This window comes from Anaerobiospirillum sp. NML120511 (assembly GCF_023050955.1).
Classification (GTDB): Bacteria; Pseudomonadota; Gammaproteobacteria; order Enterobacterales; family Succinivibrionaceae; genus Anaerobiospirillum.
The window spans coordinates 36036-60561 of record NZ_JALKIK010000016.1 but is presented as its reverse complement, the minus strand read 5'-3'; the positions used below and the strand labels follow the sequence as shown (position 1 = coordinate 60561).

The window sequence follows — 24526 nt, the reverse complement described above, 5'->3', positions numbered from 1 at the left end:
TGCGCTTCGGGATACATGCCGTAAATATCAGCCTTCTCAAAGCAGGTATTACCACCTCTTTGCTGGCTGTACTGAGCTCAGGTGCAAAAAACTGATACTCAGTAAGGACTGGGCCGTGCAGCAAGGATTGACCTTGCTCATCAGGCAAATGCCTGCGGCGTCAGCCGAAGGCACATGCCAGGGGCGTCAGCCGGGGGCTGCAGCCCTTAGGCCGCTGGCCGCTCAGGCGTAGCCGGTCCTGGGATGGCATGGGCCATGGCTGGGCAAGAGGCATTCTGTCAGGACATTATGGCTTTGGTCCTGCTGCAATGTGACAGAAAAACAGTCCATTTTTTCACATGCAAAACACGATCCGCCAATGGAATGACGCCTGACTGCCCATGCATCATAGTGCCAGCGGCGGCCCCGCAGCACAGCTGCCGGACGTGGCGGCCCGCCGCTACCCGCAGCTGTGCTGCGGGCTGGGGCGGGTTAGTAGTCGTAGCGGGCGTTGGCCTCGACTGCCAGGTCCTTTGTGGAGTCCGAGGTTCTGTAAGCTACGCCGGCACCGGCTGCAAAGCGGCCGTTGCGGACGGTGACGCCGGCCTTGATGCCTGCGGTGTAGTCATCAACAATCTGGGAGTCGAGGCTGGTGGTCATGTTGTTAACACCCTGCCACTTGACGTCGTTCTTGCTGGACTTGTCACCGACATTGGCTGTCATGGTCAGATCAAGAGATGGCTTGATGCTCCAGGTACCATGCTTGATGTTGCGCGATACGGTTACACCAACAGGTATGGAGACCATATTGGCAGTGTCACCAGTGGAGCGGGCAATGGTAGAGCCATTGATGGAGACATCATGATCCGAGGTGCTGACATGAGTCAGGCGGATACCGGCATGAGGAGTAACCTCAACAGGACCTGCCTGCATCTTCTGACGGGCGGTAACACCGGCGGTGATAACCTTGCTGCTCACAGATGCCTTTGCCTCTCCCACAGCTGTCTGAGTGGAGAGATCGTTATTGGTCTGGGTATAGGCCATATCAGCAAGCACGGAGATCGGACCTCTGGTGTAACGGCCGTAGGCAGCAGCACCAATGTACTTGCCTTCGTTCTTCACACCCGATACCAGTCCCTTTGAATCACCGTCAACAGTACCGGCACTGATAGCTGCACCGACCTCGACATTAGGGTGAACACGTACATCCAGACCTGCTGTCATACCGGCAAGCTTAATATCATTGCCATAGCTCTTGTTGTCAGCAGTCAGGCCGTCGCTGTCAACCTTTCTGTAGGTTGGAGTCATCCAGGTTGAGCCCTTGCTGTAGGCCTGCTTCTCATTACGCTTGTCGTTCATCCATGGCACAGCCTGAACCGGCTTTGAGGTGTAACGATCATCTACGGAAGCTGTAGTCATGCCTGAACGGGCAGCAATGGCATCAGTAGTAACCTCAGAGGCGGTCAGAGCACTGCGGGCAGTACCACCAAGGCTGGACATACGGGCTACAGCCTCAGCATCACGACCGGAATTGGTAGCTGTAACAATGTAGTTGAGCAGCGGGTTGTTGGCCTTATGGTAAACGCTGTAGGAGCCGTCAGGATTCTTGACCGGAACAAAGTTGGTAGCGGTCAGTACATTGCCGCTGCCATCAGTAAACTGCTGATTGTCAGGATTGTAGGTCACGCCTGAGGCTACATCACCATGCAGTGGTGGACGGTTTGGATTGTTGTCAAAGCCGCCATACTGGGCCAGAGAGTCACGTACCGGCTGAGAAACATCGTTAAAGCTCTTGTCAGCCACGGTCTGATTGACGGTAAGGAAGAGATCATCAACCTGACCTGGACCAAAACCCTCAGGAGCCTCAAACAGTCCGTTTACAGACTCAGCATCCATTGGTTTGCCATCTTCGGTAATGAGTTCAATCTTGCCATTGGTATCACGGAATACCTTGATTGGGGCATTAGGATTGATGGTAGTACCGGCAATGAGCAGCTTGGAGCCCTTCTTTGCGTACATGCTGGCATCGGGCTTCTTAAAGGTTATGGCAGCTGAGTCAGTACCCTGTACGGCATCGTTATGCAGTACCAGAGCTGAATTGTTGTCCACATAAATATCGTTGGCAGCAATCAGGCCCTTGTACTGGGCATCAGCAGCATGGTACTCGTCATAGCCACGGGTGGCGTCGACCACAATCTTGCTGCCTGAGGCCAGGGTAACTGGACGGCCTACGTAGGCTACAGAGCCAATGGCATCTGGAGAGGATGCCGGATCCTGCAGCGAGCCGTTCTTGAAATAAGGTGCCAGAGCGGTCTGAATTTCATTAACGGCGCCGTCAACATCCTTAGCTGAGGTGCCCATGGCGATTACAGCATTCTTAAGGGCTACCACTGTACCGTTGAGCTCACCTGCACGGGTAACTGCAGCGGCAGCAGCCAGCTTGGCTGGTGCACCTGTCTCAGGGCTGGTGCCAGCGGTGCCTCCGGCACCTGGAGTGGTGCCTGTGCCTGGGGTGGTGCCGGTGTCAGGGCCGGTGCCGTTGCCGGCATCAGGGGTGGTGCCGCCCTCAGGGGGCTGTGGCAGGGACGGATCTGTGCCCATGTTGTTCATGGCAACAATAGTGGCCTTCTCGCCATACTCAGGGTCAGCCACGATGGTGCCGCCATTGAGATTGGCGTAGCCTGCAAGCAGGTGGGCAGTGCCGCCCTTGCCATCAGATCCAGCGCGGACTTCCACGCCCTGAGCCAGATCCAGCTGACCTGCAGTGGTATTGCCTTTGGCAAGGTGGACACCACGGGTAAACTCGACTGAGCCAAATTCATTATTGCCGCTGAGAATGGCCTGGTTGCCAAAGCGGGCCTTGCCCTTGACCTTCATGTCGCCGCTGTATTCGGTAAGCAGAGTATCGACATTGCCGGTAATATCCAGCTCCTGAGCCTCAATTGAGGCTCCGGTGGAGCCTGGGTTTTCAGGGGTGCCAGGAGTGGCGCCTGGTACAGTACCGGTCAGGTTCTGAGCCTTGAAGGTACCGGCTACTACAATCTTGCCGTTGGCACGTACAAACTCAATATCATTGATATTGCCACCAACCTCAAGGGTAGAGCCACGGACCACATCAAGCTGAGTGCTCTTTTCCAGATCCTTGCCTACCTTGAGAGTGCCGGCAGTGACCTGGACCTTGTTCATGCCGGTCACATTGTTTCCGGCAGTTACAGTGCCGCCGCCGTTGACGGACAGGACTTCACCATTCTGGATGTTCTGAGCAATATCAGCAGTGCCACCGAGGTAGACATTCTTGACGCCGTCAATGTTCTGGGCAGTAAGGGTGGTACCTGAGGTCATGTTGAGCTCGCTGCCGCTGGCAATGCTGCCGGAGACATTGAGCGCACCACTGTCAGCCAGTACCTTGTCAAAATTAAAGACGCTTCCGCCCACCTCAGTTTTGGTATTGGAGGTCATTAACTTGCGGACATTATCGATATCGCCGCTGACCTTGATGGTGCTGTCCTGAGCTACCAGAGTATCGCTGTTGGCAATACCGCCGGCACCAACAGTGGAACCGGAGCCAATCTCAATGGTTTCACTGCCGTCAATCCTGCCTGCAATATCAGTGGAGCTGTTCATCACCACGATCTGATTGACCTGGTTTACTCCGCCTGTAGAGGCCAGCTTGCTGCCTGAGGTCAGCTGCATGATGTCGGCATTGGCGATATCGCCGCCGGCATTGACGTTGCTGCCCTGCATCAGGACCTTCTTGACCTCATTGATGCCGCCACCGGCTGTGAGCTCACTGTTTAACAGCTGCAGGCTTTCAGAGCCGCTGATCACGCCGCCAATGTTGCCTGTGGACTTGTTAAAGGCGATATTTTTGACATTATCAATGCCACCAGTGGTGGTCAGGCTGGAATTGTCAATTGCAGTGAGCTTGTCAGCATTGGTGATGCTGCCGCCTACAGTAGCAGTAGTGCCGCCAAGTCCAAGATCCTTTACCTTGTCGATATTGCCACTGACATTGACTGTGCTGTTAAGAGCCACCATCTTGTCAGAGGTACTGATATCGCCGCCAATATTGGCAGTGGAGTCACTGATACCAATATCCTTGATGCTGGACAGACCGCCACCAGTAGTAGTGATGGTGCTGCCTGATACAGCAGTCAGGCTCTCAGAGCCCTTAATGCCCTTACCGGCATTGAGAGCGGAGGCTGAGGCAATGATCTTCTTGACCTCGTTGATGGCATCAGCTGTGGTCAGCTCACTGCCAGAGGCCAGAGTCAGGCTGTCAGAGTTATTGATTCCACCGCCAATAGTGGCCTTGGAATCCATAAGAGTAATGTTCTTGACCTGCTCAAGACCGCCATTAGTGGTATTAAGCTCACTCTTGCCGGTGACAATTACGGTCTCAGCACCATTGATGGCACCACCGATATTGGCAGTGGAGCCGGCCATGAGTACTTCCTTAACCCTGTCGATACCGCCCTGAGTTTTGAGATCAGAGCCTCCGGTCAGAGCAATGGTGTCAGTACCGCTGATACCACCGCCAATGCTGGCCTTGGAATCATGAACAGTAACCTTCTGAACATCATTAAGGGCACCAGAGGTATTAAGCTCACTCTTTGAGACCAGAGCCAGACTGGTGGTGCCGTTGATGCCACCGCCAATGGTTGCTTTGGAAGCAGAGAGGGTGATGTCCTTAATCTGATCAAGAGAGCCGCTTGCTGAAAGCTCACTGCCCTTGACCATGGTCAGGCTGTCACCACTGGTAATAGCGCCGTCGATAACAGCCTTGGAGGCTGCAAGGGTAATTTCCTTGATGCTCTGCAGACCTGAACCTGAGGTAGTAAGGTTACTGCCCTCAACCAGCTGGAGCTTGTCAGTATTGGCAATGCCACCCTTGAGGTTGATATCGGAGCTGTGAGCAATGATCTGCTTGACCTTGTCAAGACCGCTCTGTACAGACAGGGAGCCGCTGACAGAACTGATATTGTCAGTACCGGTAATGCTGCCGCCTACGGTGACATCGCCTGAAGAAATGGCAATATCCTTGACGTTCTCCAGATTTCCGGCCACATTCAGCTTATTACCTGCCTCGAGCTTGTCGATATTGGTCAGGTTCTTACCAATGGTGGTCTCACCTGTTACCGAGACGCGATCGACATTGTCGATACCATCGGCAATGCTGGTCAGAGCATCAATAAAGACATTGGTATAGTCACCCTGGCCCTGAATCTTGTTGATATTGGTTACAGTGGAGCTGTTACCGCCAATGACAACATTGGTCTTGTCGCTCTCCTTACCGGCCTTGAGAATGATGTCCTTGAGGTTACCGCCATTATTAAAGGCAAAGGAGGCACCGGAGTCGAGGGTCACGTCAATAAGGGCATCATTATTGGTAGTGTCGACTACAAAATTGCCATTGTTCTTTGCGGCATTGTTTAAAGAGCCGTTACCGAGCAGTACGTCATTACCGTCCACACGCATTGAGCCTACGTGGGCTACGACCTTCTCGCCGTCCTTGATATTTACCAGACGGGCTTCATCAAGCTTGTCGATCTTGACGCCGTCAAGGCCCATGGAAGAAATGAATACCTTGAGCTTCTGCCAGTCAACATCACCATTAGGCAGGAAGACATCTTCAAGACCGTCGAGCAGGGCATCACCAATATCGATATTGCCATCAGGAACACCATCAGGATTCTTGAGGAACTCTTCCTTTAACTTCTTGATGTCTTCCTTGGTCAGATAGGTCTTGTTGTCAAAATTGAACTTGATGGTGGCGCCATCACTGAGGGTGATGTTATTAGTGTACTTGTCCTTTGGATCAATAGGACCGCCATTGCTGCCATCAGGGTGCTCATTACCGTTGTTACCGCTGATGTCATGCTTGAACACCAGATCACGCAGAGCCTCAATGCCCAGCTCCAGTTTGGCAGTAGCACCGCTGATATTGATGTCACCACCGGTAGTGGTAAAGCCGTAATCGAGCTTGTCACCGGCAGCAGTACCCAGAGGAGCCTTACCGGCTGTCATCTTGCTTTCAATGATATTGAGGACACCATCTGACATGGCGAAATCTTTAACAGTCAGATCGCCATTTTTGATAATACTGCCGTCAGGTCCCTTGAGGTTACCAATATTGATGGTACCACCAGCCATATTGAGACGATCGGCAGTCATGCTGCCAGAGGTATTGAGCTCACCTGCAGTAATACCGACATCACCGGCAGCCAGCTGACCATTGACGGACATGGAGCCGCCATTGATTTCAAGAGGACCAACAGTGGCAGCACCACTGACAGTAAGCGACCCCTTGCTGACCTCAAGATTGCCTGTGATCAGGCCATTACCGGCAGAAACATCAGCGCCGTTTATATGCATAGTACCGGCAGTCAATGCACCGCCGGCTGTAATCTTGCCGCCATCGAGCTGAGCATTACCCTGGATATCAAGACGGTTGCCAATATTTGCAGTACCGCCAGTGGCTTTGAGATTGCCACCAACATTGGCTGAGCCGCTGACATTGAAATTACCGCCTGCCAGAGTGGTATTGCCAATGGAGCTGAAATCACCGGCGCTAAGAGAGCCGCCATTGAGGTCAAGCGAGCCTGCGCTGACTGTACCCTTTGAGGTTAAGTCGCCATTGTCTATAACCAGCTCCTGGCCTACAGCAAGGCCACGGTCAAAGGAAGCAGTGCCGCCCTTCATGTTGAACTTGCCTTCAACCAGACCGTTGCCACTGACCTGCACCTCAGAGGTGCCGCTGACAATCATATTCTGGGCAGCATGCAGATTACCGCCAGCGCCTAACTTTGAGTCATAGACCTCAATGTAGCCATCAGATGACAGATTACCATTGCTGGTAATCTCACCCTTATTAACATAGATTTCCTGAGCGGCAAGGTTGCCACCGGCGCTTACAGTGCCGCTGTCTTCAACATGGAGCTCGCCACTGGCGGTAAAAGCACCGCTGGTAGTAATGGAGCCACCGGAAACATTGACGTTGTTGCCGTTGAAGACGCCACCTGCTGTTACTGTGCCCTTGTTGATATCAACATTGTTGACAGTAATATCGCTCTTGCCATTGAGGCTGCCACCGGACATGGTGAGATTACCGCCGCTGAATCTGCCACCTGCGGTTACAGTTCCCTCAGTCATGTTGACATTATCAACAGTCATGTCGCCACTGCTGGAGAGCTCACCGCCGGACATGGTGAGATCGCCACCAGAATAGGTGCCACCAGCAGTGACAGTACCGCTGGTAATGATGACATTGTCAACAGTCATGTCAGAGCCTGTAGTAAGACTGCCACCTGACATGGTGATGTCATCACCCTGGTACTTGCCACCTGCAGTAACAGTACCTCCTGACATGGTAACAGCACCCACAGTAAAGTCGCCGCTGCCGGCAATGGTGCCTCCCGACATGGTGATATTGCCGCCACTGACATTACCACCTGCGTTGACCTTGCCTGCAGTTATCTGCATGGTGCCATACTGGAAATTCTTACCGGCGTTGACGGTGCCATTGTTCAGGCTGACATGATCACCGGTAATAAAATCACCGGATGCAGTGACAGTAACCTTGCCAATGCTGGAGTCACCACTGACCTTGATATCCTTGCCTGCTGTCAGCACACCGGCACGGGCATCGAGATTCTTGCCCACAATCAGACTGCCACCATATTTGGCAGCACCGCCTTCCATGATGTAATCGCCTGAGGCTACACCGTCGCCGCTGACTCTTACCAGAGCCTTGCCACTTACCTTGTAATCATCAAGAGCAACAGAATTGCCTTTAACATTGATTTCACCGCCACGGAAATCAAAGTTATTGGCAGTCAGGTTCTTATTGACAGTTACACCACCACTGGTGACGGTCATGTCGCCACTGACGGTCATGTCACCGGCGCCGCCAATGGCGCCGTTATCCATGGTGTAATCGCCGGAAACATTAATGGTTCCAGCGCTTAACACACCACCGGTCTGATTAACATCACCCTGCCCCAGGAAAGTGCCAGCTGCAGTTACAGAGCCGGAAGAAAGATTCATGTTCTTAAGGACAGTGACATTCTTTCTGCCAGTAAGATGGGTACCACCAGCATTGAGCTCGTCTTCAAATACGGCATCACCGGAGACATTGATCAGGCCTCCATTGAGATTTGAGGCTCCAGGACCACGGGCGGTGAGATTCTTGCCGGCATTGATGGTGCCGCCGGTCATATTGACAGTACCGGCAGTGATATCAGAACTGGTGTCAATGGTGCCATTGGCCATGGCCAGGTCATCAAAGTGCATATCGCCGGAAGCCTTGACCTTGCCGCCCTTCATATCGAGCTTGTCAAAATCAACAGAGCTCTGATCATGCACAATGATCTGGGAACCATCAGCCAGAGTTACAGTGGCAGCCTCAAGTGCAGGAACACCATTGCCGTATACAGGCGCAGCAGTTTCTCCGGTCCCCAGTGCGGAGCCGACTTCAATTAAACCGTTTTGTGAAGCGTCTATATCCTTTGCAGACCACTTGCCATACTTGACCTTTAAGGCAGCCAGCTTGTCCGGGTTAATACCATCGAGCTTGATGTCAATCTGGACATTGCCGGTTTCAGCAGACTTATCAGTAAGAGTACCAGCGGCACCTGCGGCAGTAAGATCGCCAAAGCGATCGGTCTCACGCTTAGCATAGCCAAGCTCAAGCTCTGCAGTTGAGGCGTCCTTACCCACATTGATCTGGCTGACACCGCCATCAGAGCTCAGTCTGTTACCCACGACCATACGGCCACTGGTAAGAGCAAACTCACCGTTGGACTGCTTTTGAGCATCAATGGTCATACCCTCACGGGCAATGAAGCTGTTACCCTCGCCAGGATTGAGCTCAGCTCCCTTGAGATGCATGTTAACTGCCTGCACAGTATTTCCTGTGCCGGAGATACCTACCTCGTCAGTGTTGAGCTGATCAGCACCGGAAACCTGCTTGAAGATCTCAGTAGAGATGCCAGTGCTCTTACCTCTGTCCAGGGCATTAAGCTCACCTTCGATAACCATGCTGGCATTGCCGCCCAGATGCACGGCTGCACCAATGGCAGTGTTGCCTTTGCGCTTGTTCTGAGTATCAAGCAGCTCACGGGCATTATCAGTGCTGAGCTTGAGAGATCCGTCCTGAATGTCAAAGGTGGCCTTGTTCTTAGGCTTGCTATTACCGGCAATAGTGAGCTTGCCGGAAGTCAGGTCGAGCACAGCCTGGCCCTTGATGGTCTTGCCACCACTGCCGTTAGCATCAGCACCTACAGTCTGCTCGCCTGTACCCTTGATGGAAATACTGGTTGGGGCTTTACTGGTAATATGCAGGCCACCCACAGCCTTCCACTGAGCGTCTACACCACTGGTGCGCTCACGCATGTTGTAGGTGTCATTCAGCTCCTGACCACCAACATTCATGCTGCCCTCATTGAGGGTCACCTTGCCTTTGGTGGTCAGAGTACCGGCTGCCACATCAAGACGGCCGCCCTTATCGATGGAAACAGCCGAGTTGAATGCGGTCTGACCTGCCTGATAGTACTTAGGACCATTGGCATCGTCAGGATGAGCCTGCATTTGGCTGTTAACAATGCGGATATCGTTCTTGAGGTTAAAGGTCTGCTTCCAGCCTCCATTGGCCTCAAGCTGCAGATTTTTGGTTACAGCCTTGCGGAACTTGTAATCGATATTGCCGGCTCCGCTCTCCTTGAGTTTGAGAGTGTCGGCACGCAGATCAAGACTGTTGGCTGTTGACCAGCCGGCTGAAGCACCGGCTCCGGTCTTCAGCGCGCGATCAATCTTAAGATTATCAGCAGCAACAGTACCGCCGTCATGGACCTGTATCTGACCCATGAAGCGCTTGTCATTGAAATCGAAATTGTTCAGATGAATATCAGAGCCATTGGCATTGGCCATCTCCAGCACGCCATCTTTTCTGATTTCGATAGTGCCGTGATGATTACCGTTTTTGGCATTGACGAATTCGTTAACCTGACCCCAGGAAGCCTTTAAGCGTCCTTCCTGATCCTCGTCGCCACCGCCAATGGTCAGAAGAGCATTCTGTTCATGATTATTGGAAATTTTGGCATTTGCGCCCAGCTCAAGAGTGCCATTATGGATTTCGACACGGCCGGTGTCAGCCTGAGCAGGTGCGCCCTTGATCTCAAGGGTGCCGGAATTGAGTTTGAGGTGGGAATCGCTGCCTGGAATAGTACCAAGGGCCTTGTCAAAGTCAAAGACGGCAGTGCTCCTGCCACCTACCTTGATGGTGGTGTTTTCAAGCACACCGGTGGCCTTGATGGTACCGTTGTTATAAAAGCCCGGCTGGCCTGAATTTTCGGCAAAGCTGATGGTGCCGCCATTGCCGGTAATCTGTCCCTGAAGAACGGCATGCTCGGCTTTCTGGCCGTTGAGGAGAATACGGCCGCCAGACTGCAGGTTGATAACCGAGGCCTTTTTGCCATTACCCTCAGTACGGCCCAGAGCAGCAACGGAGCCGTTGTCACCCATGCCCGCTACATGGATGATGGCCTCACGATTAGGATCACCGCTGCCCACAGTGATGTTATCGGCGCTTACCTGGGTGTTTCCTGCCATATGGAAACCAGAGCGCACACGCATCTCGCCTTCCTGAATATCAATCGAGCCGAGATCCATCTTGAATTCGTAATTGCCCTGTGGCTCGCCAACAGCCACAACAGCTCCCTTGCCATTGACAGACAGAGAACCGTTGCCATTGATGTCAGCACCTTCAACATTGCTGATGATCTTATGAGGGTCGCCCTTTACTGAGCTGTTTACAGTCAGATTACCCTGCCAGTTGAGGTCCTTATTGACACGCAGGTCCTTTGAACCGGCTGTGTCATCCAGGGTGTAGTCACCAGCAGTACCGAGCTGCTCGAGGTTATCGAGTTTTGTGGCTGCCTCGGCAGATGAACTGTAGACGGATGCCAGCGCAGCCGTGCTGAGAAGTGCGGTCGAAGCCAGACCTTTCAAATAGGCGTCCTTAAGTACAGCACGGTATTGTGCTGCCAGGAATGTGATAGTGGAGTTTGTTTGCTTCATGGTTATTTCTCAACACGACTTCCTGCCTGCAGGAGGGCAGACCATCAGACCTCAGGCCGGGCAAGGTGCCTTGAGGGCTGGAGACAGCCTGAAGCTGTCAGGTCCGTCATCTGCAGATGGCGGGTACAGGGGTCAATATCTAATCTGATTTGACAGGGGCAAGCTGCCGTGACAGCAGGGAGTAAAGCGTTTACTCCTGTAGTCGGTAAATTGCGCTCATGAGGCTGTCCCCATGACTGTCAGCGGCATGCCACTGTGACACTGGGGAGTAAAGCGTTTACTCCTGTAGTCGGTAAATTGCGCTCATGGGGCTGTCCCCATAACTGTAAGCGGCTTGCCGCCGCTGCACAGGCCGTAAAGGCATCGATATTTACCTGGATATTCAGGACTATATGGCAGGTATTCCTGAATATCTCCCTGGCAGTACTGCACATACTTGCGCAAAGAGCTGAACGTGACTGAGCATGACAGGCAAGTCCGGGCCTGCTGCTAAGCTGCAGGACACCTGAAGATGACCTCCAGCTTCATGGCTACAGTTGCAGCTGCAGCTGGGACTGCAGTGCCGCACAGAAGCATGAGCCTCCTTTGGTATGCAGTCCTGATTTGCCGCCGGGCAGGCTGACAAATCTCTCCTTGAAAATCAGAATTGTTTAATTTGCGGTCTGAACGAGCTCAGGCTGCATCAGACTGCACTGTATTCTGTCCGGTTAAGGCGCTGCTGTATGGCTGGCATGTCAGCGCTGATGTATGGCCGGCATGTCAGGCGGACAGGCCTTTGAGCAGATGCTGTCATCACTTATGACGGCGGGCAACAGAACACAGTTCTGGTAATAATCTATTATCGGTCGTATAAGGACAAACTTTGGACATTTCTCATTGAAATGTGAGCCAGAACGGCCTGCGGACGCCATTTGCTTCATCATCCGTCAATAACATGGCACCTTAGATTTATGGATTTAAAAACAACTCCATAAATTTAAATGCATCATGCATTTTGCACTGCGGATATGACGCATATGTCCGAACTGTTTCGCGCTGCGCTGTCCTGATTTCAGCATATGCTGATAGACGCACCATTAGTGACCAGAATTTCTTACACATCACAAAGACCTCAAAAGACATCGACCGGCACGCTTAACTGTCATCATGCCTGGTTCGGCTCATCTATGAAGCATCTACAATGGCGTATTTATCACCTCTGGCAACAATCGCTAACAGAAAATGAGCACCTTGAAAAAGGCTCCATTCTATTACATGCAAAACATGAGCCCCAATGAAAAAGCCCGTAATTTCGCCCATTAACAAACACTATATCAGTATCTATCTGTGCCTCCAGAAGCACAAAACCCCACCCTCAAACCAGCAACCACCCACAAACAAATCTATCCTCTCAAATACAGTCTGTCCTGTCATACCTTACTCCCCCAGACAGAACTATGGACGGTAGAGCTACTACCCTCCCTAAGAACAGCCCAGCATGAACGCAACTGCAGCACATGCAGAGAATCAGGCTCACCATGCTCTGTCTGCATATGCAGAGAACGTGGCTCACCATGCTCTGCCTGCCTGTGCAAACGGTGTGGAGCCCCGTGTCGGACTCGCAGGCACACTCCTGGCTATAGAGCCAGCGCTGTGAAGTTCCCATCCAAAGGATGGGACAGGTGACAGCCAAAGGTACTTTTCCCAACTCAAAGGCCCCTCAGGGGTCAGCACCTGCACTGCTGCTCTCATGCACGCTCTTACCCCAGACCTTGCTTCAATTCCTTAAAAGCGCCATTGATGCATGTGTGCATTCGATCAGTTGCTCCCACGTAAAAAGGTCTATACGACATACCTGGCCGCGCAGACGGCTGCTGCCGCTCTGCTCTGAGTGCTGTACTGTACGCTTGCCTGTATGTGCATAAACGCTCCCAATCCCCCTGTACCAGTCAAATCGATTTTAATTGATATGTATAGAGCTAAAAAAGGCGGGGTGCCCCCGCCGTGGATGATAAAGATAGAGATATATCTGCTTTGTTACCTGCCTAACAGGCTAAGAGCGATAGTTGGACGCTGATTAGCCTGGGCAAGTACACTTTGAGAAGCCTGCTGAATAATATTGTTCTGGGTAAGGGCTGCGGTCTCAGAGGCGAAGTCTGTGTCTCTTATGCGACTGCGGGCGTCAGACTGATTCTCAGAAATATTGGCCTGATTACGAATAGTGCTTTCCATTCTGTTTTGTAAAGCACCAAGACCTGCACGCTTGGAATCAACAGCCTGAATCAGGGCATCAATATTTTCGAGAGTCTTGGTTGCCACCTCGGCAGTACAAACACCAAAACGAACAACCTGATTAGCACCAGCACCAGACTTTACCAGTCCCTTATCACCTGTAGCATTTATGTTAGCATCCTGGATTCCGGCCAGCTTACCAATGCCACTTAAAGTGAACTCGTTGCCCCAGTCAAGCTGCAGGGTATTGCCAGCATTGGCGCCTACCTGGAAGGTAAGCTTGCCATCAGCTGGAATGAGGCTGTTTTTATTGTTCTGAGCATCGTACTTGCCATTGAGAACCAGCTGACCAGCAAAGGTGGTCTGCTTGGCAATACGGGTGATTTCAGCTGAAAGCTGGGTTACTTCTTCCTGGAGGGCCTTACGGTCAGCAGCTGAGTTGGTGCCGTTGGCGGACTGGACGGCGAGCACGCGGATGCGCTGGAGCATGTTGGTGGTCTCGTCCAGAGCACCTTCAATGGTCTGGGCAAGGGCAATACCGTCATTGGTGTTGCGGTTACCCTGGTTGAGGCCATTGATCTGTGAGGTCAGGCGATCGGAAATCTGGAGGCCGGCTGCGTCGTCCTTGGCAGAATTGATTCTCAGACCTGATGAGAGACGCTGATAGCTGGTATTCAGGTTCAGAGTGGCATTGCTTAGTTTGCGCTGGGCATTGATGGAACTGACGTTCGTATTAACATATAAAGCCATAATATACTCTCTAAATCATTTTACAGAATAAGGACCAGGGGCCTTATTCTTTCATTTCTCTTTCTTTCTTTCTTAATTTTCAGCGTTCAAAGCAGCACCGCCATCCCAAAAGGATGACTTGCCCATAAACGCAACAAGCCCCGGGCATAAAATGCCTGGAGCGTTGCAGTCTGATATCAAAATCAGAGAATCAGGGAATAAGCTTTAAAAGGCTAAAACAACAGGGATAGCCCTGTTATAAATGTTCATTAGCCTCCGAGCAGGCTCAGAGCGATGGTTGGTCGCTGATTGGCCTGGGCCAGTACAGTCTGAGAAGCCTGCTGGATAATATTGTTCTGAGTCAGAGCAGCGGTCTCAGAGGCGAAGTCTGTGTCTCTTATGCGGCTGCGGGCATCGGACTGATTTTCAGAGATATTAGCCTGATTACGAATAGTGCTTTCCATTCTGTTTTGTAAAGCACCAAGGCCGGCACGCTTGGAGTCTACTGCCTGGATAAGCTTGTCGATGTTCTCAAGTACGTAAGTGGCACGTGAAGCAGTAGAAATAGTAAAGACAATGGTGTTTTTATTTTTATCGTTCTTTACTGTTGTAAATCCGAATGTGTTTTTCTGATTGGCTTTTTGAATACCGGCCTGGTCGGCGATGCCGCTTAAGTTAAAGGCATCGTTCCAGTTAAGATCCAGGGTGTTGCCTGCGTTGGCGCCTACCTGGAATGTGAGCTTGCCGTTGGCTGGAATGAGGCCCTGGCCGGCGCCATCAAGAATGGTCTGACCAGCAAAGGTGGTCTGTCGGGCAATACGGGTAATTTCCTGGGACAGCTGGGTTACCTCTTCCTGCAGAGCCTTACGGTCTGCAGCAGAGTTGGTGCCGTTGGCAGACTGTACAGCCAGCACACGGATGCGCTGGAGCATGTTGGTGGTTTCGTCCAGGGCACCTTCAATGGTCTGGGCCAGAGCGATGCCGTCATTGGTGTTACGGTTACCCTGGTTGAGGCCATTGATCTGTGAAGTCAGACGGTCGGAAATCTGGAGGCCGGCTGCGTCGTCCTTGGCAGAGTTGATTCTCAGGCCTGAAGAGAGGCGCTGGTAGCTGGTATTAAGGCTTAAAGTGGCATTACTGAGCTTGCGCTGAGCATTGATGCTGCTGACATTCGTATTAACGTACAGGGCCATACTTATCTCCAAAATGGGATTTAAATCGGCCCTATGGGCCTGAAAATCTGGAAGTCATGCCCATGGGCCAATAAGCGCAAGGCATGGTTAAGTATAAGATTTATCAAATAAATGCAATTTATTTGCCAACATGCTCAAATATGTAGCTATAAACATGACGTTAGAGCCATGATTTCCCTTATTTACAGGCTTTACATCTTTCGAGCACTTACTTAAATCTTTAAGCCCGTTCAATAATATCGATGTCAATAAATGCAATTACTTACAATTACATACACTATGTATGTGATCCCTGTATCGTAATTACAGTAATACAGTCAGTTAGTCAGTTTGTTGGCATTCCTCGCCACATTTTGCATAGCCCCTCATATGCCAATGAAGCGTGCCCAATAAATTTACGCTGATGTCCGGTATGACTCCTGCCGATCAGAGCACGCATTGAATTGAATTGAATTGAATTGCATTGTATTGCTTTTCATTTCATTGCTTGTCCAATCGAGCTCTTTACGGGCATGGAGTATAGCCATGGATATGGTGCCATGTTTGAAATTTGCGAACTCTAAGGGCGCAGCAAGGCCTCAGAAGCAGCTGTGCGGCTCCTGATAACCTTGATGAATAAAGTTGAACTTCGGCCTTGTGACCAGTGGCAGCCGAAGAATGCGCGGCATCCATCTACAGCGCGACCCTGGCGGCACCATGGATCATGGACCATGGAGCATGCCTCATGTCTCATGTGTCATGTGTCATGCCGCCTCATGCCCAATTACAGCATGACGTGGTGTAATGCTGTAATGGGACGGACAGTGAGCCTGGCTTTTTTTGCAGCAGTGGTTGCGGACGACTGCTGCTGGTGAAGCTGGCAGCCGGGCGGCATGGACCGTCCGGCTGGGCATTAATAGTCGTAGCGGGCGTTGGCTTCGATTGCCAGGTCCTTGATGTTGTCCGAGGCTGTGTAGGAGACACCGGCTCCGGCTGCAAAGCGGCCATTGCGTACGTTTACACCGGCTCTGATGCTGGCAGTGATGTCATCGGCAGCCTGGGTATCAAGTGAGGTAGTGAGGTTGTTAACCCCCTGCCACTTGACCTCGGTACCGGCAGACTTGTCACCGGCGTTGGCGGTGAGAGTGAGATCAACCGAAGGCTTGATATTCCAGGTGCCCTGCTTGATGTTGCGCGAAACGGTCACACCTACAGGTATGGATACCACATTCTGAGTTGCTCCTGTGGACGAGGCAATGGTAGAACCATTAATCTGCACATCGTGATCTGAACTCTCAACACGGGTGTAGCGCAGACCGGCATGTGGAGTTACCTCAACATCACCCATCTTCATCTTATGACGGGCAGTGACGCCTAAAGACACGGCCTCGCTGTCAACCGAGGCAGTTGCCTTACCAAGGGCAGTGTCAGTGGACAGATCGTTATCAGTCTTTGTGTATGAGGCATCGGCCAGTACGGCTGTGTCACCACGGCTGTAACGGGCATAGGCTGCAAGGCCCATGTACTTGCTGTCGTTGCTTACACCAGATACCAGATCACTGGAGCTGACATCAGCTGTGCCTACACTGGCTGCACCACCCACTACGACATTTGGATGTACCTTGACATCGACACCGGCGGTAAGACCATTGAGCTCGATGTCATTGCCATATGACTTGTCATCGGCACTCAGACCTGAGCCATCAATCTTCTCGTAGGCAGGAGTGAGCCACACTGAACCACGAGTCTTTGCAGCTGAAGCTGTGACATTACGCTTGTCATTGATCCAAGGAACTGCAGGACGTGCACTGGCTGCAGATGCGCTGTCTGCATCACCGTTATTCATACCGGCTCGAGCTGCCACGGCTCCGGTAAGAGCCTCTGAGGCAGCCAGAGTGACATTGTGGACACCACCCAGACCGGACATACGGGCTACAGCCTCAGCATCACGACCTGAGTTGGTCGAGGTTATGACCTGATTGAGCAGAGGGTTATTGGCTGTATGGTAAACGCTGTAAGTACCATCGGCATTCTTAACCGGTACGTACTTGCCTGCAGCTAATACATTACCCTTGTCATCAAGGAACTGCTGCTTGTCAGCATCGTAGCGTATACCAGGGGCAGCATCACCGTGTACAGGTGGACGTGAAGGATTATTATCAAAGCCGCCATAGGCTGCCAGGGTATCGCGTACCGGCTGAGAAACATCAGTAAAGCTCTTCTGAGCAACGGTTGGGTTGACAGTCAGAATGAGATCATCAACCTGACCAGGGCCAAGGCCATTTGGAGCCTCAAACAGACCATTTACCGACTCTACCTTGACTGGCTTACCGTTCTCGGTGATCAGATCAACCTTGCCATTTTCATCCTCAAAGAGGCGGACAGGGCCATTTGGATTAAAGGTGCTGCCGGCAATGAGGATTTTGGCGTCCTCACGGGCATAAATGCTGGCATCAGGCTTCTTGAAGGTAATGGCTGCAGTTTCCTTGTTGTTAACTGCACTGTTATTCATGGCCAGAGCCGAATTGCGGTCCAGATAAATATCATTTTCTGCAATCTTTGCCTTGTAGTCGGCATCTGCAGCCTGGTACTGCTCATAGCTGCGGCCGGCATCAACAATGATCTTGCTGCCGCTGCTCAGAGTAATCGGACGGGCCACATAGGCAATGGCTCCCACAGCACCACTGTTTGCGGTTCTGCCAGCAGAGTCCGGTCCCTGAGGGGCTGATGGGTCCTGAGGAGCTGATGGATCCTGAGGTACGGAAGGACCGGTAACCACAGAAGGATCCTGAAGTGAACCGTTCTTGAAGTATGGAGCAAAGGCAGTTTCAATCTCCTTGACCATACCGTCAATATCTTTGGCCTCAGTGCCCATTGCTACTACGGAGTTCTTCAGAGCTACCACAGTACCATTGAGCTCGCCTGCGCTATTAACAGCAGCAGCTGCAGCTGCGGCTGCAGCCAGCTTGGCCGGAGCACCATGGGCAGCAGGACTGCCGCCCTGGCCGCCAGTGCCTGGCTGGCCTGGCTGGCCAGGCTGTACCGGCTGGCCGCCGTTACCGCCCTGACCGGCGTTACCATCAGGATTGCCGCCCTGACCACCACCGGCATCAGGCCCCGTTCCTGGTGCTGATGCTGCGCTGCCCAGTGTGTTCATGGCAATAATGGTGGCGGCCTCACCATAATCAGGATCGGCTATCAGAGTACCACCGGCCAGATCAGCCTGACCAATGACCATACGGGCAGTGCCGCCCTTGCCATCGGAGCCCAGGCGAGCCTGAGCACCAGGGGCAAGATGGAGCTTGCCAGCTGTGGTATTGCCTTTGGCAAGATGGATACTGTTGCTGGCATCAAGTTCACCAAATTCATTAGTGCCTGAAAGCACAGTATCGCCGGCAAAAGAGGCCTTGCCTGTGACCTTGAGATCACCACTGTAAACAGTTCGGGCAGCGCCTGCAGCTCCGCCAATGTCCAGGGCAGCAGCCTGAATTGATGCTGTTGGCTTGCCATCTGCTCCTGCTGTTGAACTTCCGGTAAGGGTATTAGCCTGCAGGGTACCTGTTACATTGACATGGCCAGAGGCATCAAAGAAGTCAGCATTCTGGACATCACCCTTGACGTTGAGGCTTGACCCGGCAGCTATGGTTACCATAGAAGAGCCATTGATGTTCTTACCAACCTCAAGTCTGGCTCCCTTGTCTACAGTTACCTTGTTAACTGCATCAATACTGCCTGCTGAGGCCTTGCCGCCAGCTAAAGAAAGCTCAGTGCCGCTGCTGATGCTGCCTGATACCGTAAGGTCACTGTTCTGAGCAACCAGGGTATCAAAGCCGCTGATATCCTTACCCACAGTAGCAGCAGAGCCGTCAAGACCAATGGTATTCACCTTGTCTAATGAGCCGGCTACATTGACCTTGCTGCCATACAGAGCTGTAAGTGAGGAAGAGTTCTTAATATCTCCACCAATTTCAGCTGCAGAACTGCTAAAGGATACATTGGCATTGTTAACCATCGAGCCTGCAGTCTTAAGAGTACTGTTCTCAGCTATGGTTACACTGGTGGATCCCTTGATGTCACCGCCTATATCAGCCTTGGACTGACTCAGACCAAACTGTCTTACATTATCAAGGCCGCCATTGACTGTTGTCAGAGTGCTGCCATCAAACATGTTCAGTCTGTCAGTGTTGCTGATACCGCCATTGACTGTGATATCACTCTTCTGGCCGTTAACTGTGGTCACTGAATCGAGCTTATTATCAAGCTTCAGTGTGGCATTGGCAGCTGTAAGAGTTTTAGTACCGCTGATATTGCCCTTAACAGACATGGTACCGCTGGCAACTACGATATCCTTGACCTTCTCGAGATCGCCGGCAACTGTCAGATCACCCTTTGGACCAACAGTCATACTGTCAACATTGGAAAGCTTGCCACCAACATCAGTTTTGGCTGAAACAACCAGCTTGTCGACGTTATCGATACCCTGAGCCAGTTTGGTCAGTGCACTGATAAAGACATTGCTGTTATCCCCACCCTGAATCTTGTTGATGGAAGTAACAGTACTGCTGTCACCGCCAATAACCAGATTGGTCTTATCATCCCTGGTACCGGCTGTCAGGGTAATGTTGTTGAGCTTACCGCCATTGTTGAACTCGAAAGTAGCTCCTGAATCGAGCACAGCATCAGCAAGAGCATTACCACCTTTATTGCGGTCAGATATAAAGTTGCCGCTGTTGGATGATGCCTTGTTCAGTGAGCCATTGCCCAGCAATACATTGTTGCCGTCAACAGCCATGGAGCCGGCATGAGCCACCACCTTCTCACCGGCTTTGATGTTAACCAGACGCGAGGCGGCCAGCTGATCATTTCTGACGCCCTCAAGGCCCAGATCGGCTATGAATACCTTAAGCTTCTGCCAGTCAACATCGCCCTTGCCCAGGATATCATCAAGTCCCTCAACCTTGGCTCCACCCAGGTCAATGGTACCGTCCTGAATCTTGTCAGGATTTTTGAAAAACTCCTGCTTGAGCTTCTCAAGATCAGCGCTGGTAATGGCAGTCTTGCTGTCAAAATTGAACTTGACAGTGGCGCCGTCATTTAGAGAGATGTTGTTGGTGTACTTGTTTTTAGGATCAATCTCGCCGCCCTGCCAGCCATCAGGGTGCTCATTACCGTTATTACCATGGATCTCATGATTGAACTCAAGATCCCTGAGAGCCTCAGCTCCAAGCTCAAGCTTTGAATTGGCGCCATTGATATTGATGTCACCACCAGTGGTGGTAAAGCCATACTTGCTCAGATCATCCTGAGCAGTACCAGCAGGTGCCTTACCGGCAATCATGGTGCCTGAAACAGTGAGAGTACCTGAGGACATGGAGAAATTGTCCACAGTAAGCTCACCGGCAACAGCGCCAGTGCCACCGGCACCGCCAGCAGAGGTCACATCAACCTTGCCGCCGTTCATGGTCATATTGTTTACGGCAAGCTTGCCAGCAGAGGAGAACTGACCACCGCTGACATTAAGCTCTTTAGCTGAAGAGCTGCCACTTACCTTGAACTCACCGCCATTGATGGTGACATTCTGAGCCTTAAGGCCCTTACCGGCCTCAACCTTGCCGCCGCCGACCTTGATATCAGCTGCGTTCATAGCACCACTGACTTTAAGCTCACCGCCCATAATGGCAGAAGACCCTGCAATGGTCAGATCCTTGCCAATGCTGGCCTTACCGCCCAGAGCAGCCCAGGTACCCGACACATTGGCCGCCCCAGATACATTCAGAGCCGAACTGCCACCCAGAGCAACATTGCCAGAAGCCAGCAGATCACCCGAGGTACCGACGGTACCACCATCAAGGGTCACAGAACCGGTTTCAATATTGCCAGCGGCAGTAAGCTCACCACCATTGCCACGCAGTCCCTGGGCAGCGGCAATCTTGCCGCCAAAGGTGGCCTTACCGCCTTTGATAACAAAGTCTCTGGCAGTGCCGTCACCACTGACCTTAAGGTCCGCAGTACCGCCAATGGTAAAGTCACCCTTTGCTGTAGCCTTGCCCTTTACCTCGGTGCTGCCGCCGTTAAAGGCAAGAGTGCCGCCGCTGATATCCTTTTCAACAGCTACGGTGCCACCGCTGACAGACAGGGTGCCGCTGGCATTGATGTTATTGCCTGCGTGTACCTTGCCATCCAGAACCTCCATGTCATGAGCATTGATATCCTTACCGGCACTGATATGGTATGGGCCCTGATGGCTGTCAAGGCCACTGTTAACCGTAAACTTCCCGCCTACAGTGAGGTCATTGCCTGCGTTAATAACGCCCTTGGTTACCTCAGCACCACCGTTTAACTCAATATCGTTGTTGGCAGTTAAGGTTGTCCCACTTATAACGTTTGAATCAGAGCCTGCTGAAATGAAGTCATTTCCAGCGGCTATGGTTCCACCAGTGAGGTTTGCCTTCTGGGTTGTTATATCTGCAGTGCCAGCGATATTGCTGTTTCCTGAGACCAGCATCTCATCAAAGTTCATGTCGCCCTTTGAGTCAATGGTGCCTCCAGTCATGTTGAGCTTTTCAAAATCAAGTGCACCATGCTCATAGACATTGATCTTTGATCCGTCTGCAAGAGAGACAGTATTAGCACTCAGTACAGGAGCACCGCCACTGTATTGAGGCGCAGCAGTCTCTCCGGCGCCAAGAGCGGAGCTGACTTCAATCAGACCTTTGTTTGAGGCATCAATATTCTGGGCAGTCCAGTGACCATATTTGACCTTAAGAGCAGCCATCTGATCAGCTGAAAGACCGTTAAGTACGATATCTGTGGTCACGCCGCCTGTTTCTGAAGAAACAGTGCCCAGCTTGCCTGCAGCACCATCAGTTGTAAGCTGACCAAACTGATCCTTCTCGCGCTCAGCAAAGCCAAGCTCAAGAGATGCAGCGGAGCCGTTATTGTTGCCAATAATGAGCTTATTTACGCCATTGGTTGAGCTGAGCTCTTCGCCAACCACCATAGTTCCGTTGGTTAAAGTGAAGTCTCTCTTTCCAGTAGTCTTGGAGTCAAGCTTCAAGTCAGTAGTGGACTTGAGGGTATTACCCTTACCAAGGTCAAGGCTGTCACCCTGCAGATGGATATTGGTTGCAGCAATGGTATTGCCAGTTCCTGATAATCCTACAGTGTCGGTAGCCACAGCTGCAGCATTGGCAGCTGCCTGAATCTTGTCAACAGAAAGGCCCTGCTGCTTGCCATTTTCAAGCTTGCCCTGAAGGTTACCAGCAATCTCCATGGAGGCGTTGCCACCAAGGAACACAGCAGCGCCTGAATTATTGCGCTTACCATCAGTGTTGAGCAGCTCAGCAGCATTGTTAGCACTCAGCTTAAGGGAGCCGTTTTGGATGTCAAAGGTAGTTTGTTTATCAGATTTTCCCTGAACGGTTAGAGTGCCACTGGTGAGATCGAGGCTGGAATGAGACTGGTACTTTACAAAAGAGTTTGTATCCTTTGTAGCAATCTCCTGCTCGCCGTTTCCGTGGATCTTGATGGTTGTGGACTTGGTGTTCCACAGCTTCATTCCGCCCTGAGCTTTCAGACTGGCATTAACACCTTTGGCTTCGTCAGAAGGAGTACTGCTTCCAATAGTCAGGTCACCACCTGATACCTCAATCAGTCCCTGGGCAGTAATATCTCCTGCTGCAACATTGATACTGCCGCCATTTTCCAGCTTGACTGCCCTATTAATGGAACCCTTACCAGCGACAACAGGCTTCTTCAGATCCTTTCCAAAAGGATTTAGTGTCTCAGAAGTGTTTACAAAATCAATCTTGTTCTTAAGATTGAATGTGGTATCACCAGATGCGGTAAGATCAAGATTTTTTACAATGGCCTTCTTGAACTTATAGTCAATATTGGCAGCACCACTTTCCTTGAGCACCAGCGTATTGGCCTTGAGATGAAGAGCATCTCCAGGAGTCCAATTACCACTGGTACCAGATCCAGCTTTTAACTGCCTGTCAACAAGCATCTGGTCAGCTGCGATGGTAGCACCATCGCTGAGCTGAATCTGAGCCATTTGTCTCTGATTGTTAAACTTAAAAGTATTGAGTGATACAGGCTTTCCATTGGCCGTACTTAGCTCCAGTACGCCATCGCTCTGAATATGGATAGTACTGTTATGATTTGCTGGTCCAGTGTCATAGTTTTTGGTATTTACAAACTCATGGACAGTTTTCCATCCGGCACGTAATCTTGCCTCATCTTGACCATTTCCATCACCAATAGTAATGAGGGCATTCTGCACGCCACCATTAGTGATTTTTACGTCCTGACCGAGCTCAAGCGTGCCATTCTTAATATGAACTTGACTGGCCTTTGACTGGGAGGTAGAGCCGGCAATTTGAATCTCGCCTGATGAAATCTTCAGGTGAGAATCGCTGCCTGGAAGAGTTTCCAGGGTTTTGTCAAAATCAAAAACAGCGGTGCTTTTATGACTGGCGGCGCCTACCTTTATGGTGACGTTGTTGAGCTCGCCAGTAGCCTTGATGGTACCGTTATTATTGAAGTCCTGAACACCAGGATTCTCGGCAAAAGAAATGGTTCCTCCATTAGAGGTGATTTTGCCCTGCAAAACAGCCTGTTCAGCAGTCTTACCATTCATGAGAATCATGCCGCCAGACTTGAGATTGATCTGGGAGGCTGCTGTGGTTCCAGAGGCTTCTCGACCAAGTATGGCCTTTGAGCCATTGTCATAAATGCCGGCAACATGGACAATTGCAGTCTTGTTTCCAGCACCTGTACCAATAGTAATGTTTTCAGCGCCCAGCTGTGCATTTGCATTAGGGTGGAATCCGGCACGCAGACGGATCTCGCCCTCCTGAACATCGACCTTGGCGATATTCATTTTGAACTCGTAGTTGCCTGGAGGCTCGCCAATGGCCAGAACCGCGCCATTACCCTTAACGGTCAGGGAGCCATTGCCAGTAATGTCAGAACCTTCGGCAAACGAGCGAATCTTATGAGGGTTGCCTTTTACGCTGCTGTTAACAGTAAGATTTCCCTGCCAGTCGAGCTTCTTGTATAGCTGAAGATCTTTAGGTCCACTGCCGCTGTCAAGGGTGTAGTCACCCGGCTTCTGAAGCTGCTCAAGGTCATTAAGATCTGCAGGCTGTGCAGCCTCCGCTGCTGATGAGTAGACGGACGCAAGGGCAGCTGTGCTGAGAATTGCTGTTGAAGCCAGACCCTTGAGATAGGCATCCCTTAAAACAGCACGGTACTGTGCTGTCAGGAAAGTGATAGTGGAATTTGTTTGCTTCATATTTTGAAATCTCAACACTTATGGAGAGGGTAAATCCGGCGGCATCCGGTTCTTTACCATG

4 protein-coding genes are annotated in these 24526 nt (G+C 51.5%); all 4 read right to left on the bottom strand.

The window, feature by feature from the left end:
• Positions 1-471: 471 nt before the first annotated feature.
• Positions 472-11055, bottom strand: coding sequence for a hypothetical protein (locus tag MXE39_RS06190; protein WP_246977604.1), 10584 nt, complete (start codon positions 11053-11055; stop codon positions 472-474).
• Positions 11056-13071: 2016 nt separating this feature from the next.
• Positions 13072-14016, bottom strand: a complete 945-nt coding sequence (locus tag MXE39_RS06185) for a flagellin (protein ID WP_246977605.1) — start codon at positions 14014-14016, stop codon at positions 13072-13074.
• 248 nt (positions 14017-14264) lie between these two features.
• Positions 14265-15188 (bottom strand): flagellin, encoded by a 924-nt coding sequence (locus MXE39_RS06180; protein WP_246977606.1) that lies wholly within the window; start codon positions 15186-15188, stop codon positions 14265-14267.
• An 892-nt stretch (positions 15189-16080) separates the two neighbouring features.
• Entirely contained in the window at positions 16081-24465 is an 8385-nt protein-coding gene (locus MXE39_RS06175; RefSeq protein WP_246977607.1) for an autotransporter domain-containing protein, read from the bottom strand.
• Positions 24466-24526 lie beyond the last annotated feature (61 nt).